Below are 13,773 nucleotides of genomic sequence, written 5' to 3'. Positions count from 1 at the left end.
TAAAGTATCATCCAATTATTGGTAGACAGTAAAAACCCTCACAAACTAAATTGCAAGGGTTTTATGGGAAATTGAATATTTAGCTGTCTAATATTGTAGCGATTTCGAATTTTCTCTTAGTGCCATCAACCTAACACCGATTCTTTCGTAAGGATGCTCCAAGAAATTATCTCCTTTAATGACCTCATCTTTTATATCATCCCAAGTACCATAATAGGATTCTAATTCTTCGTAAGTCTTTCCAGAATAATTACCTTCAAAAAACTTCTTACCTAAATAAGTTTGAATCTCCTTATCTCTGTTTTTCCAATCAGAATTAAGCTTAAACTTTTTAGCTGCATCATCAGTGATTCCTTGATTAAAAATATCTGTTTGTGTTCTTGCTGATTGGTGTTCGTCATTTAACCAATGTTTAGCATGTTCAGCTTGTAAGCTAAACCAATCAACGATTCTATTCTTTTCGGGATATATACCACTTAGAATCTGATGATACATTTGGTTTAGCATACCTAATTTGACCGTCCTTTTATCATTTTCTTTTAAACTATAAAAGTATATCCTTTTAGATTCTATCAATTTATCAATGGCTCCTTTAAATGAATCTAATTCTTTAATAGAATAGTCCTTAATTTCATCCATTATAATTACTCCGTTACTCACATATCAATTATTTATTAATGTTATAAAAAACCTTTTTCTTTCCTCTTAAAGTGAAACTCAGTAACCGATATCTTACCCGTTACATAATCGTGTTGGAGTTCGTCAAAATCTCTCATTTCTAATTCACTCAAACTATTCTTAGTCTTGTAATATTCCCTTGTAATAGTTTTGTTCTCACTATCCTTTGTTTCTTCATTATCATAAAAAGTATTGAAGGTAATATGTTTTTCTTGAAATTTACCCAATAGGAAACCTTCCTTAATACGCTGTACAATTTCATCAACTCCATATTTATCCATTGCCATTGTTCCTTTAACGTGGTTATTGATTGTTAGGTGAACAATCATTTCTCTGTGTGTTCCAAACTTATTATTATGTACTCTCTCGTTATATCTATCTAATAAGTGTTGAGTGTATAAGACAGTCGCTTTCGATGGCATAACCCTAATAAATTCTGTGTAACCTGCATCAATCGTTGAAGTATTAAATATAGTATCAAAAACCTTATAAGAATGCATAATCCAACACACCTTAATATCCTTATATTTAAACCTCTAAAACGAGTAGATTATCTTATCCTTATTACCACCATAACGCAACTTTCGTTTCTTCTCCTTAATCTCTTTTTCTAAGTCATAAATGGTCTTAACTACCTTTGGACTAAGCTTCATTTCTTCATATAGTTTTATACAAAGATTTGCACGCTCCAAACGGGTCATTCACTTAGTATATATATTTCTGCATCCATTATAAATCTAGTTTCCCGTATAAGGATGGTTTGTACCGTTCACCTCATTATATCTCTCAATACGTCCTTTATCTAAACTAATAATTCCAATATATTGTTCATCACTATAACCTAGATTCTTATATCTTGGATAATCAACTTCTTCTAAGTAATCGTAAATATTAAATTTCTGGTCACTACTAAATTCAATATATTCTGGTGCTATATTCTCTTGTTCCAAATAGAATTGATGCTCAGTACCTAATTCAGCAACATTATCTTCTTTGACCTTAGATTTAAACCCCTTTGATGATACCCTAAAGAATGAATATTCATCAATAAACAATTGATTGAATGCAATATTCCTAGATTGAAGTATATTATCAAATAAGAAGATTTTACCATCTGTAGCATTCAGCCCGTTCTTTATAATACTATCCTTATTTTCAATTCTTGATATGTGGAAATAATCTTTATTCATTCCTTATAGATTTAAATATATATTCTTAATTTCTTCTTGTCTTATCCCTAGATACTTTCGCGTTATAGCTGAATTGGAATGATTAAATATCTCACTCAAATACATTATTGCTTCATCACTCTTATTATTATTATTATTATCCCAGACCCTTCTACCAAAGGATTTTCTTAGGGAATGTGAGGTTGTATCTTTATTAAAATACTCCTTTAAAAGCCTATTAACGTGTTGTGAACTATAAGTTCAACCCTTTTGACTGCGAAAACATTTAAAGCTATCTGGATGCTTAAAATGGGGCAATATGAATTTGATATTATCATTTACTTGAAGCGTTCTTTTCTTACCTGTCTTTTCTTCTGTAATGGTAAATTCATCTTGTTTTAATTGTTCAAAGGTGAGGGTAAGTAAATCACCAATCCTTAGACCTAGATTAATCCCGCAAATTATAAGTAGTCCAAAGTTTGGGTTGTCACCATTTCTAATGAGTTTACGACCTTTTGCAGTTGCTTTATCGAAATCTATATATGTTGAACCTGTCATTGTTGTAAAGTTATTAAAACCCCTGCAATAAGCTTACAGGGGTGTTGTAGTTATTATATTATTAAGCTGATATTTTAGCAGTTGAAGATGTTCTAAATTCAGTACTATTAAACTTACTTTTAAGTTGTTCTAAAGTCTTACCAGATTTACCCTTCTGTGAGTAATCAGTAGGTGAGAAATACCAAGATTTCTTTTTACCTGCCCATCTAGCAGTATTATAATCTATAATATCAATTGCTTTGATTAAATCCTTTTGTTGATACATTGCACCGTAAGTAATATCTTCTAACCAAATGAAGCTACCAACGAATGAGATTTTAATATCTGTGATATTATCAAACAATCTTACGATGTTATAGAAAGTATCAGCGTTAAAATCTTTATCAGCATCAAATCCTGTATTGAATTTAAGGTTATTGTTTAATCTTTCAAATTCAGCTTTCATTGCTACAAACTCAGATTGTGAATCGTAGTTAGATGCATCTGGGTGAAGTTGAAAGCAAAGTTTCTTAAAAGTGTATTTGCTTCGTTTAAATATTGAATGTTGTTAAAGTAATCCATCTTGTTATTGTTTTAAATTGTTCGACAAGATGAATATGATGTTCATTTACATGCTAATATGGTTATAATTGAACTTTTATAAAAAATTATGCTTGTGAGGTTCTATAAACAGGTGTAATGTTCATTTACTATATAAGTGAACATTGATTTTACTTTTTTTTTGAAAGATTGTTTAGATTTGAAATTATTAATAAACCCTAATCAATGAAAAGATTATTTAAGAAGATAAAAACACACTACAGTAACCTAAATAAAGCTCAGAAGATTATCCTACTTATATTTACGACGGTAGTACTTTATCTTTTCTGCTATACAATAGCACTAGATTGGTCTTACTACGATGATGAATCACCGTTTGATTTGAGCTATACTGCTGAAATTTGGATTCCTTACGTGATTTTTATTGGGATTTTAGCACTGATTACGTTTGCTAGTGATAAGAAATAAAACCCACACTATAAATTATGGGTTAATAGAGGGTGCTATAACTACGCTGTCTCTATCAGACATTGCAACTGATTAACTGTACGCAGTCACTCCTTAAACATCGCGATATCTGTGATAAATGTAAGAAACTAGAGAAAATGAGGGGTGCAGGGGGAGCTATAGTGGGCATGAGGGCTATTCCTTTGCTATTCTATTTTAATAAATCCTTTTAAATACCCTACAAGAGTATTAGAAAAATGTACAAATTCTGATAACTTCAATTGGACTTATATTTTTAAAATATGGGTCATTAGAATATTCTTCTTTAAAATTTTTTAAAGCTCTCCAATCCTTTATAGTTCTTATAACATTATTATCAAAAGTTACGATAATATATTTCTTTGTTTGTTCAATGTTTTTTATTCTCATCTATAATTACAAAATTTTTATTTCCCGTCATATCTCAGAAAGTATTATTCATTACCAGAACTAATCAAATAAAATATTCTCTTTTAATACAATTACATCAAAATGGTAAGTTTTATAATCTTTATTAAGTAGTTCTAATTCTTCTTTGACAATGCCTGAGTTTTTGATGAATATAAATTTATCATTCATATACTCAATTGTATATTCCTCTGGACTAAGAAAATATTCTTTACAAAGGTATTCTTCTACTTTCCTTGTATTTTCCATATTGGTAGGGTAGACGTAGTTATGAGTCCAAAATGTTATTGAGATTAAAAAAACATAGAAGAAAACTGTTACAGCATTGTAAGTAATATTTACTAGAAAATCATATCTCTTTATCAACCAGCTTATAACTCTATTTGCATTTGCCTTCGCTGTTTTAATTTCTTCATTATCCTTAATTTTCTTATAGCTGCTATCCATTACATTTCTTATGGAAATGATACCAATAAATAAAAAAAGATAGTAATACTGATATCTAAAAGGTAGATTTTCACCAAGTAATTCTTGAAAAATTAGATAAATAAAATCAAAGCATAAGAATAAATATAGAAGATGAAGAAAAATTAAAACTATCATTCCTATCCAATTTAATTCCCCTTTCCAAGTACCAACTTCGATTTTTTCAATTGTATAAGAAAAGCCATACACCAATAATCCAATTAACGAAATAAGCAATACTATAATACCATCTGCAAGTAGTTGAGAAGCTGAAAAAAATCTTACATAAGGTATTCCCAATAATAATAATTCGAGTAGTTGCCATATACCTCCAACTAAGGTTACTGAGACAGCAATTAAAGTAAGGTTATCCTTAATCCAACTAAGTGAATTCTGTAAATCTTCGTTTGTTGTACTTTCTTCCGCAGTCTTATTAGGAATTTGGAAATCATTTTCTTGTCTCTGCTCTTTATTGTACATAATCTAATTTTAAAAAAAAATGGGATAACTGTTAAGTTATCCCGATGCAGACATGTTGTTAAACAATTTAAAACGATGAAGTCTTAAAATCTGCTTTGTAAATATAGTTAAGAGAATTCTATTATATCATCCTCTTTAATTTCTATTGCTTCGTGTCCTGTTGATGATGATTCAAGACCTTTAAATTCTCCATACTTTTCAACCATTTCAAAGCTTGTTGGGTCAACACCAGATAGTTCTATTGTTAGATTTATATCTTCTTGTAACTCTTCTTTATTAGTTGCTTCTGTTCTGTAATAACTTGATTGAATGAAATGGTTTGAGTCTCTATTAGCATACCACGTTGAAGCTGTTTTGAATCCTTTATAGTTTATTGTTATATAATAAGAGCCTTTTCTTCTTTGTTCACTTACTTGAATAAATGCTACTTCAATTCTATCTATAATATCTTGTACAGCTTTCTTAACTATTTGAAAATTATTTTGAATTTTTATAGTTGATAGTGATTCCTTTAATTCTTCTATTCTATTGGTATTTTCTTCTACCTCGATTTTTGATTTCAGGTCACTTATTCTATTATCAATAGCTTTTAATCTGTTTTTACTACTATTATAATCATTGATTAGTTTATCATCGTTTTCAAGGTCTGGGTTTCTTATAAGTCGATACAGGTAGTTATTGTCTTTTTCAACTTGTGGTCTTTGTTCTATAAGCTCATTAAGTTGATTGTTTAATAATTTAAGAGTATCACTCTCGGCAATTGATTCTAGTAAGTGATTCTCTAGGTCTTTGCTGTTTCTTAGATGCTTAATGATAAATGTTTCAATGTTTTCTAATCGTATTGCTCTATTGCCGCAGCTTTCACCTTTATTTCTTGCTGATGCACATTTATAATATTGGTGTTTTACAGGCTTATCTTTTGCCTTTGTCATTTTACCGTTTAAAGGTTTGCCACATTTTGCGCAGAAGATGATACTTTTTAAGATGTATTGGTGTACTACTTTTTTACCGCTATTGTTCCTATTATTCTTTAGGTTCTTATTGGTGTCATCCCAAAGTTTCTCATTTACTATTGCAGGTACAGCATAATAATTACCCCTAAATAGTTTTTGACCTTTGTAGGTTGTAGTCTTTATAATATTTAAAATTGTTGCTTGTCGCCAGATGAAATCTTTTCTATTAAGAATTTCACTACCTCTCTTTACAGTTTCCTTAGAATCTAGTTTATTATATCTAGTTTTTATCCCTTCCTCATTTAAGGTCTTGGCTATTGAAGTGGTACCCTTTCCATCAAGTGACATCTTAAATATTCGTCTTACTACTTCGGCTTCATCATCATCAATAACATACCTACCATCTTTTTTATAGTAGCCGTAATTTGCTACACCATTAAATTTCCCATCTTTTGCATTATCTGCTAATGCTCTTTTGGTTTGGTAGGATTGAAGTTCATTTTTGTGAGCATCAAATAAGGATTTGACACCACCCATTAAAGATTCTGATGGGTTTGTAAGGTCAATTAGTTTTTCACCGTAATAAACATCTGTATTATATCTCTTAATAATTCTGACAAATGAAGTATAGGTGTGGTTATTTCTTGCAAGTCTATTCTGGTCACGAAACCAAACAGATGTAATATCACCGCTTATAATATCTTTAATGAGTGTATTTAATTCTGTTCTTAAATCTATATCAAGTGAACCAGAAACACCCTCACCTTCATTATAATGTATTGTTTTTTCAAAACCATTTGCTTTTGCAAATTGCTTACCTTCTCTTAATTGGTTGTCAATTGAATTTGAATCTTCATCATCCTTTGATAATCTTGTGAAAATTGCTAGTGTACTCATTTGGAATGTTATAAATTGTTTGACAGTTTCAAATATAAGTGAATTATATTATTAGCACATTACATGCAATTACAATAGAGGTAAATGTAGATAAGGGAGTAGGCTACCACTTAGTAGGGCTACCGGATAATGCAATTAAGGAAAGCAGCTATCGTATTGCAGCAGCATTACAAAACAATGGTTATAAAATACCAGGGAAGAAACTTATTCTTAATATGTCTCCAGCAGACTTACGCAAAGAAGGATCTGCATATGATTTACCTCTTGCTACAGGTATACTTATCGCCACCGAACAAATTAAAGGAGATGAGGTGGAGAAGTATATCCTTATGGGAGAACTTTCTCTCGATGGAGGTCTACAGCCTATAAAGGGAGCTTTGCCTATTGCAATAAAAGCACGCGAAGAAGGGTATAAAGGCTTTATTTTACCAGCCCAAAATGCAAAAGAAGCAGCGATTGTAGATGGACTTGATGTATATGGTGTAGAAAACATAAGTGAAGTAATTGCCTTTTTTGATAAAGGAACACCTCTCGAGCCTACAGTTATAGATACTAGAGCAGAGTTTTATAAAAACCTAGAGCATCCAGAGTTTGACTTTGCAGATGTAAAAGGTCAAGAATCTATTAAGCGCTGTATGGAAATTGCAGCTGCAGGAGGTCATAATATCATACTCATAGGGCCACCAGGATCTGGTAAAACCATGCTTAGTAAAAGACTGCCAAGTATTTTACCTCCTATGTCCCTTAGAGAAGCTCTTGAAACCACTAAGATTCATTCTGTAGTAGGGCGAGTTAAGGAGCATCAAGGTCTTATGTCTGAGCGACCTTTTAGAAGTCCGCATCATACTATAAGTGATGTGGCTCTTGTGGGTGGTGGTGCTTACCCTCAACCTGGTGAGATATCTTTATCTCATAATGGTGTTTTATTCCTAGATGAATTGCCAGAATTTAAGCGTTCGGTATTAGAAGTGATGAGACAGCCACTCGAAGATAGAGAAGTTACTATATCCAGAGCGCGATTTACGGTTACTTATCCTTCTAGTTTTATGCTCGTAGCGAGTATGAATCCTAGTCCTGGAGGCTATTTTAATGATCCTAACGCTCCGGTTACGAGCAGTCCAGCAGAGATGCAGCGCTATTTAAGTAAAATATCAGGGCCACTTTTAGATCGTATTGATATTCATATAGAAGTGACTCCTGTTCCTTTTGAAAAGCTTAGTGATGAGACGAAGGCAGAGTCAAGTGTTGATATACGCAAACGTGTTACAGCAGCGAGAGAATTGCAGGTAGAACGCTTTCGCGAAAGCGTAAAAACCAACTATAACGCTCAGATGAATGTGAAGCAAATAAGAAAATATTGTGCACTTGACGAAGCTTCAAAAGAGCTATTAAAAATTGCGATGGAACGTTTAAATCTATCTGCCAGGGCTTATGATCGTATTTTGAAAGTGTCAAGAACCATAGCAGATCTTGAAGGTGCTGAGATTGTGACAGGCACTCATATATCTGAGGCAATACAATATAGAAGCTTAGATCGAGATGGTTGGTTAGGTTAATATTTTCATAATAAGTTAATTTATAAATTGTATATTTTTACACTTTATCGACGAATACTGTATTTTGTCGATATTTTTTAGAATTTTTTTAATTTGTGATAACAGTAAGAGTGTCCGTTTTTTTTTAATAATATCTTTGTTTAACATGATAGCACCCCCTTACTATGATATCACAAAAAAAATCTCTAGATCATACCTCTCAAGATGCGGTTAGCCTTGATAGTTTAAAAAAATTCTTAGATCAAGTAGAGGGTTTTTTCTTTAGAATTCAGTTTGACAAGATTTCTAAAACATATTCGTTTCCTTTTATCACACAAAATGCAGAATCACTATACGGACTTACCCTAGAATACCTCCAAGACAATGCACATGTAATATCTGATTTGATATATGTAGATGATAGAAAATTAGTTCTAGACGCTATTTATGAATCTATGCAAACCTCTAATCCTTGGATTCAGCAATTTAGATTTCTTTTACCATCAGGGGCTCACGGATGGGTAAAAATACATGCTACACCAGAAAAGCTTTCTGAGAATGTAATAAGCTGGCATGGCTATGCAACAGATATAACTGAGATGAAAAATACTCAGTTAGAACTGCTCAGAGTTAAAGATCGATTTGAGTTTGCTCTCGAAGGATCAGAAATAGGAGTTTGGGATTGGGATATTGAAAATGACGAAGTTTACTACTCAGATAAGTCATTAGAATTTTTAGAGATTCCTAGAGATAGACTTTTGCTTAGTGATAGTACATGGACAGATAAAGTTCACCCAGATGATAAGCAAATGTACTTTGATGATATGAATGCATACTTTGAGGGGCGTACAAAATACTACTCTGGACAGCACCGTATATTTTCTTCAAGTGGTACTTATAAATGGATTCAAGATAAAGGCAAAGCTGTTGAGTGGGATGAGAAAGGAAAACCATCTCGCATGATAGGAACTCATGTTGATATTACTGCGATGAAGGAGTTTGAAGAAGGTGTTGTAAGTAAAAATAGACTTATAGAGAGCCATAATGGACGTCTCAAAAACTTTGCACTCATCGTATCTCATAATTTGAGAACACATGCAGGAAATCTAAAAAGTATTCTGCAGCTCATAGATGATGCCGAGAGTCCAGAAGAGAAGAAAGAGCTAGCTCCTTACCTCAATGATATCTCAGATGGTTTAAGTGGTACCATTAGTAATCTTAATGATATAGCTTCTTCAAATAGAAACTTATCAGACAAGCCCAAACTTATTCTCTTGAGAGAATATATAGATAAAACAATAAATACACTTCAAGCTCAAATAAGTGAGAAGGATATTATTGTAATCTGTGATATTCCTAATGATATCCAGATTACTTATAATGCTGCATATTTAGAAAGTATTTTGTTTAACCTAATATCAAATGCGGTTAAGTATAGTGATAATAATAGGCAGTCTATCGTTACTATTAATGCAGAGATGATATCTATAAGCGATCTATTATTATCTGTAGAGGATAATGGATTAGGTCTTGATCTTAATGCCAATGGAGGTAAACTATTTGGGCTCTATAAAACATTTCACCGCAATGAAGATGCAAAAGGGTTAGGCTTATTTATGACCAAAAACCAGATAGAAGACATGGGTGATGAGATAAGTGTATCTAGTGTAAAAGGCGAGGGGTCTATCTTTAGCGTACTTTTTAAAAATAAATTACCGTAGGTTATTATATCAGGTGTTCTCCGTACTTTGTGGTTATTATATAGATAATCATAATATATTGAGTGCAATAGATGAATAATAAATTCAAATTATCAGGTCCTGGTGTACTAGTAGCTGCCGCCTTTATAGGCCCGGGAACAGTCACTGTATGTACAATTACTGGGACTACCTATGGGTTTACACTACTATGGGCTATGGTATTATCCATTATAGCTACCATAGTGTTACAAGAAATGGCAGCTCGCATAGGTCTTGTATCTGGTAAAGGACTAGCTGGCGTCATAAGAGATTCATTATCAAATAAATTTACACAAACCTTTGCCGTTATCTTAATGCTTAGCGCTATAGCGATAGGCAATGCAGCATATGAGGCAGGTAATATAAGCGGAGGCGTTCTAGGTATAGAAGCACTCGGTTTTTCGAGCTCATTAAGCTTAGGTACTTTGGATATTAATAGTTGGTCTTTAGTGCTAGGAATCCTCGCTAGCATCATCCTATTTATTGGCAATTATAAAGTGCTAGAGCGCATACTGGTCACACTTGTTATTATCATGAGTATAGCTTTTGTAACGACGGCATTTGTGACAAAGCCAGATATACTAGCTGTTTTAAAAGGTAGTTTTATTCCATCTTTTCCAGATGGTAGCTTACTCACCATAGTTGCACTGGTAGGTACTACGGTAGTTCCTTATAATTTATTTTTACATGCCTCATTAGTTAGTGAGAAGTGGCGTAATGAATCAGATTTACCAGCTGCACGTCGTGACACTATTGTTGCAGTAATTTTAGGAGGTTTGGTTAGCATGGCGATCATCATTTGTGCAGCAGCCATACAAGGAAGCGAGATAAAAAATGCAGCCGACCTTGCTCAGAGTTTAGAACCACTTTTTGGAGATTATGCGCGGTATTTTATTGGTCTAGGATTAGGAGCGGCAGGCTTAACCTCTGCTATCACAGCACCTCTTGCAGCAGCATATGTTGTGCAAGGTTGTTTAGGTTGGGAACGAGATCTCAAATCTGTGAAGTTTAGAGCAGTCTGGCTTACAATACTTATACTTGGTATCATTTTTTCATCTATAGGGTACAGCCCTGTAGAGATTATTCAGTTTGCACAAGTAGCAAATGGTGTGTTATTACCCATAATTGCAGGTTATTTAATCTGGATAGTAAATAAACGCGAAGTACTAGGTAATTATGTAAACTCATCACTTCAAAATGGAATTTCAATCGTTATTTGGTTAATCGTTTTTGTATTAGGTGCGCGCACTATCTTAAAAGTATTTGGACTATTATGATGTATATAGATCTCAATAGCGATGTAGGTGAAGGTGTAGGGAACGAGGCTCAGTTAATGCCGTATTTGAGCTCTTGTAACATCGCTTGCGGTGGTCATGCGGGAGATATTGCAACGATGCTGGAAGTTCTCGCTTTCGCGAAAATATCTAATGTGAAAATTGGTGCTCATCCCAGTTACCCAGATCGCAAGAATTTTGGTCGTGAGGCAATGACTATTTCTCATGAACTTTTAAAAGAGTCAATAACTTCTCAAATTAAACTTCTTATTAACCTAGCAGCAAAAAGTGGACAACACGTACATCACGTAAAACCACATGGTGCGTTATATAACGAAGCTGCCAAAAATGAAGAAATAGCTCATCTCATTATAGATACCATACTTGAGATAGATGACCGTCTTGTGCTCTACGTACCTAATAATTCTGTAATCGCATCGCTAGCTGTTTCAAAACTAGCTATAAGCATAGAAGGTTTTGCAGATAGAAATTATAATGATGATTACTCACTAGTATCTCGTAGTTCACCAGATGCGGTATTAACATCTCATAATGCAGTCTTACCTCACGTATTACGAATGGTAAAGCAGCGCCAATTAAAAACAATCAACAATCTTACACTTCCTTTCGACGTAGATACACTTTGCGTTCACGGCGATACAGAAAATTCATTACAGATTGTAAAAGAAATTCACCAAGCATTTGCTCAAGAGAATATTTTAATAAAGTGATGTGTCAGTATGATTTTCATATTAGTAGGTTAGGAGACTATTCATTGTTAGTTCAAATAGATAGTGCTCCGTCTAAAGATCTTTTGAATTGGTTGCTCATTAAAAAAGCAGATTTGTCAAAACTGCTTAATGCTGAGGTAGTGCACACTTATAATGAGTTGCTGGTTAAAGATTGTATTTCTGCAAGTACGAACATAGCATCTTTAATTAGTCAAGTCTCAGCAGCGCTTAATGTTCTAGTGTCTAACGATGATTATAATAGCGTCGTACATCAAATCCCTGTTTGTTATAGTAGCAAGTATGCTCCAGATCTAGAGGAATATGCATCCCAAGTAAAATGCACAATACCTGAGATTATAGAGATTCATACAAGTAGAGAGTATCCTATCTACTTTTTAGGATTTCTTCCGGGTTTCCCATATTTAGAAAATCTTGATGCTAGATTACATCTTGATAGAAAATCTGTTCCATCGCAATCAATAGCAAAGGGAAGTGTAGCTATAGGAGGAACGCAAACTGGTATTTATCCTCAAGATAGTCCTGGTGGTTGGCACGTAATAGGGAGAACTCCTATTTCGTTATTTGACGCGACAAAAGCAAAACCCGGCCTATTTAAGGCAGGTGATGTGATTAAATTTTATGCCATTAATGAGGCTAATTTTGAGAAGATAGCAATGTCTAATAATTTATGAAACCTTCTATTTCCATACTGCACCCAGGATTTTATACAACTGTCCAAGATCATGGTAGAGCAGGCTACGCACATCTAGGAGTTCCACAAAGTGGTGCTATGGATAAACAGTCTTTTATGATTGCAAATGCTATTCTCAATAATACACCTGGTGCAGCAATGCTAGAGTGTACTTTATTGGGACCTACTATAGTATTCAATCATGATGTCAACTTTGTAATTACTGGTAGCAATGCAGGAGCTACGCTAGATGGGGCTCAGGTAATGGAAGGCGTTCCTGTTTTGGCGAAAGCCAAACAAGTATTGAAAATGTCTAAAATAAGCGGAGGATCTAGAAGCTATCTCGCATTTGCAGGAGGACTAGATTCTCAAAATATACTGGGTAGTAAAAGCTGGTATTACCCGCTCACACCACAAGGAAAGCTCACCGTAGGGATGGAGCTACCTTTAGGTATCTCGAGATATGGTGCGTCAAAAAATGCACATCTCAAGATGCAATCACAATCTGGGGTAGTTAATTCATCTATAGTTACTATTAATGTGTATACGGGTCCTGAGTTTTCAAAACTCACTTATAACCAGCAACAACAATTAAGAAATCATGTATTTACGGTTTCAAATCTATGGAACAGGATGGCAATACAACTTGTTGAGATATTACCAAACGCGCTAAAAAGTATATATACAAGTCCCGTTATACCAGGAACGGTGCAGCTCACACCTTCTGGAAAATTAATTATTTTAATGAATGACTGTCAGACTACAGGAGGTTATCCTCGAGTGTTACAAGTAGTAGACAGTGATCTTAATAAACTGGCGCAAATGCAACAGGGTAGTCAGTTTTTATTGAACGTTACTTGATTTTCTATGCTCCATGACAATATCACTTAATAATTGCACAACGTCCCCTGTGCCTAACATTTCGTCAAGTTTTAAAGCATCTTTTTTAATAGCATCGTGCTTCATCATTGTTGTCCACAGGTTGTTGATGTAATCTGCATAGTCTTGATCTTCATTCCAGTGAGTAAGTTCAAGGCGACGACTGCGGGCATAGATTTTTTGTAAATTCAGTTTGCAAAAAATTAGGGTTGATTGCATAATAATTGGTCTGGCTTCTTTTAAACGTTCGGTTTTAGTTGGTCTTCCCATAAGAATATTATTGTGGGGGG

Annotated in this window: 15 protein-coding genes; 7 read left to right on the top strand and 8 right to left on the bottom strand. The window is 33.7% G+C overall.

Going from position 1 to position 13,773, the window contains the following annotated elements:
* Positions 1 to 87: 87 nt before the first annotated feature.
* From ACJJVU_RS13220 to ACJJVU_RS13200, 5 genes are all read right to left on the bottom strand, one after another.
* A complete protein-coding gene (locus tag ACJJVU_RS13220; protein ID WP_405226338.1) occupies positions 88 to 660 on the bottom strand; it encodes a hypothetical protein in 573 nt (190 codons plus the stop codon).
* A gap of 20 nt (positions 661 to 680) precedes the next feature.
* Positions 681 to 1,007, bottom strand: a complete 327-nt coding sequence (locus ACJJVU_RS13215; RefSeq protein ID WP_405226336.1) for a hypothetical protein — start codon at positions 1,005 to 1,007, stop codon at positions 681 to 683.
* Positions 1,008 to 1,415: 408 nt separating this feature from the next.
* Positions 1,416 to 1,868, bottom strand: coding sequence for a hypothetical protein (locus ACJJVU_RS13210; RefSeq protein WP_405226333.1), 453 nt, complete (start codon positions 1,866 to 1,868; stop codon positions 1,416 to 1,418).
* Between the two features lie 240 nt (positions 1,869 to 2,108).
* Positions 2,109 to 2,405 carry a hypothetical protein gene (locus ACJJVU_RS13205; RefSeq protein WP_405226331.1) on the bottom strand — a complete coding sequence of 99 codons (297 nt, stop codon included), beginning with the start codon at positions 2,403 to 2,405 and terminating at the stop codon, positions 2,109 to 2,111.
* A gap of 61 nt (positions 2,406 to 2,466) precedes the next feature.
* Entirely contained in the window at positions 2,467 to 2,850 is a 384-nt protein-coding gene (locus ACJJVU_RS13200; protein WP_405226328.1) for a hypothetical protein, read from the bottom strand.
* Positions 2,851 to 3,170: 320 nt separating this feature from the next.
* Here ACJJVU_RS13200 and ACJJVU_RS13195 point away from each other — a divergent pair, with 320 nt between their 5' ends.
* Positions 3,171 to 3,413: a hypothetical protein gene (locus ACJJVU_RS13195; protein WP_405226325.1), complete on the top strand. Its 243-nt coding sequence runs from the start codon at positions 3,171 to 3,173 to the stop codon at positions 3,411 to 3,413.
* A 468-nt stretch (positions 3,414 to 3,881) separates the two neighbouring features.
* Here ACJJVU_RS13195 and ACJJVU_RS13190 read toward each other — a convergent pair whose 3' ends face one another.
* Positions 3,882 to 4,784 carry a hypothetical protein gene (locus tag ACJJVU_RS13190; protein ID WP_405226322.1) on the bottom strand — a complete coding sequence of 301 codons (903 nt, stop codon included), beginning with the start codon at positions 4,782 to 4,784 and terminating at the stop codon, positions 3,882 to 3,884.
* A gap of 107 nt (positions 4,785 to 4,891) precedes the next feature.
* Positions 4,892 to 6,634, bottom strand: a complete 1,743-nt coding sequence (locus ACJJVU_RS13185) for a recombinase family protein (protein ID WP_405226319.1) — start codon at positions 6,632 to 6,634, stop codon at positions 4,892 to 4,894.
* A gap of 38 nt (positions 6,635 to 6,672) precedes the next feature.
* Between ACJJVU_RS13185 and ACJJVU_RS13180 the strand changes: the two genes are divergently transcribed.
* The 6 genes from ACJJVU_RS13180 to ACJJVU_RS13155 all read left to right on the top strand — a co-directional run bounded on the left by ACJJVU_RS13180 (position 6,673) and on the right by ACJJVU_RS13155 (position 13,465).
* On the top strand, positions 6,673 to 8,190 hold the full coding sequence (locus ACJJVU_RS13180; RefSeq protein ID WP_405226316.1) for a YifB family Mg chelatase-like AAA ATPase: 1,518 nt from the start codon (positions 6,673 to 6,675) through the stop codon (positions 8,188 to 8,190).
* A 164-nt stretch (positions 8,191 to 8,354) separates the two neighbouring features.
* A complete protein-coding gene (locus ACJJVU_RS13175) occupies positions 8,355 to 9,890 on the top strand; it encodes a PAS domain-containing sensor histidine kinase (RefSeq protein WP_405226313.1) in 1,536 nt (511 codons plus the stop codon).
* A gap of 71 nt (positions 9,891 to 9,961) precedes the next feature.
* A complete protein-coding gene (locus ACJJVU_RS13170; protein ID WP_405226310.1) occupies positions 9,962 to 11,185 on the top strand; it encodes an Nramp family divalent metal transporter in 1,224 nt (407 codons plus the stop codon).
* Positions 11,182 to 11,913 (top strand): 5-oxoprolinase subunit PxpA, encoded by a 732-nt coding sequence (gene pxpA, locus ACJJVU_RS13165; protein ID WP_405226307.1) that lies wholly within the window; start codon positions 11,182 to 11,184, stop codon positions 11,911 to 11,913. The genes ACJJVU_RS13170 and pxpA overlap by 4 nt, the downstream gene beginning before the upstream one ends.
* On the top strand, positions 11,913 to 12,605 hold the full coding sequence (gene pxpB / locus ACJJVU_RS13160; RefSeq protein ID WP_405226304.1) for a 5-oxoprolinase subunit PxpB: 693 nt from the start codon (positions 11,913 to 11,915) through the stop codon (positions 12,603 to 12,605). The genes pxpA and pxpB overlap by 1 nt, the downstream gene beginning before the upstream one ends.
* Positions 12,602 to 13,465 carry a biotin-dependent carboxyltransferase family protein gene (locus ACJJVU_RS13155; protein WP_405226301.1) on the top strand — a complete coding sequence of 288 codons (864 nt, stop codon included), beginning with the start codon at positions 12,602 to 12,604 and terminating at the stop codon, positions 13,463 to 13,465. Before pxpB ends, ACJJVU_RS13155 begins: the two co-directional genes overlap by 4 nt.
* Here the strand turns inward: ACJJVU_RS13155 and ACJJVU_RS13150 are convergent.
* Positions 13,448 to 13,753, bottom strand: a complete 306-nt coding sequence (locus ACJJVU_RS13150; RefSeq protein ID WP_339847104.1) for a hypothetical protein — start codon at positions 13,751 to 13,753, stop codon at positions 13,448 to 13,450. The two genes, ACJJVU_RS13155 and ACJJVU_RS13150, sit on opposite strands and share 18 nt — an antisense overlap.
* Positions 13,754 to 13,773: the final 20 nt, after the last annotated feature.

The organism is Dokdonia sp. Asnod1-B02 (assembly GCF_045063955.1).
Lineage (GTDB): Bacteria > Bacteroidota > Bacteroidia > Flavobacteriales > Flavobacteriaceae > Dokdonia.
The sequence above is the reverse complement of the archived record's forward strand: the minus strand, read 5'-3'. Positions and strand labels throughout refer to the sequence as shown.

Excerpts from the sequence above, each read along its gene's own strand:
- ACJJVU_RS13215 (WP_405226336.1), bottom strand. The coding sequence starts at position 1,007 with ATGATTGTTCACCTAACAATCAATAACCACGTTAAAGGAACAATGGCA.
- ACJJVU_RS13210 (WP_405226333.1), bottom strand. The coding sequence starts at position 1,868 with ATGAATAAAGATTATTTCCACATATCAAGAATTGAAAATAAGGATAGT.
- ACJJVU_RS13205 (WP_405226331.1), bottom strand. The coding sequence starts at position 2,405 with ATGACAGGTTCAACATATATAGATTTCGATAAAGCAACTGCAAAAGGT.
- ACJJVU_RS13200 (WP_405226328.1), bottom strand. The coding sequence starts at position 2,850 with ATGAAAGCTGAATTTGAAAGATTAAACAATAACCTTAAATTCAATACA.
- ACJJVU_RS13195 (WP_405226325.1), top strand. The coding sequence starts at position 3,171 with ATGAAAAGATTATTTAAGAAGATAAAAACACACTACAGTAACCTAAAT.
- ACJJVU_RS13190 (WP_405226322.1), bottom strand. The coding sequence starts at position 4,784 with ATGTACAATAAAGAGCAGAGACAAGAAAATGATTTCCAAATTCCTAAT.
- ACJJVU_RS13185 (WP_405226319.1), bottom strand. The coding sequence starts at position 6,634 with ATGAGTACACTAGCAATTTTCACAAGATTATCAAAGGATGATGAAGAT.
- ACJJVU_RS13175 (WP_405226313.1), top strand. The coding sequence starts at position 8,355 with ATGATATCACAAAAAAAATCTCTAGATCATACCTCTCAAGATGCGGTT.
- ACJJVU_RS13170 (WP_405226310.1), top strand. The coding sequence starts at position 9,962 with ATGAATAATAAATTCAAATTATCAGGTCCTGGTGTACTAGTAGCTGCC.
- pxpA (WP_405226307.1), top strand. The coding sequence starts at position 11,182 with ATGATGTATATAGATCTCAATAGCGATGTAGGTGAAGGTGTAGGGAAC.
- pxpB (WP_405226304.1), top strand. The coding sequence starts at position 11,913 with ATGTGTCAGTATGATTTTCATATTAGTAGGTTAGGAGACTATTCATTG.
- ACJJVU_RS13155 (WP_405226301.1), top strand. The coding sequence starts at position 12,602 with ATGAAACCTTCTATTTCCATACTGCACCCAGGATTTTATACAACTGTC.
- ACJJVU_RS13150 (WP_339847104.1), bottom strand. The coding sequence starts at position 13,753 with ATGGGAAGACCAACTAAAACCGAACGTTTAAAAGAAGCCAGACCAATT.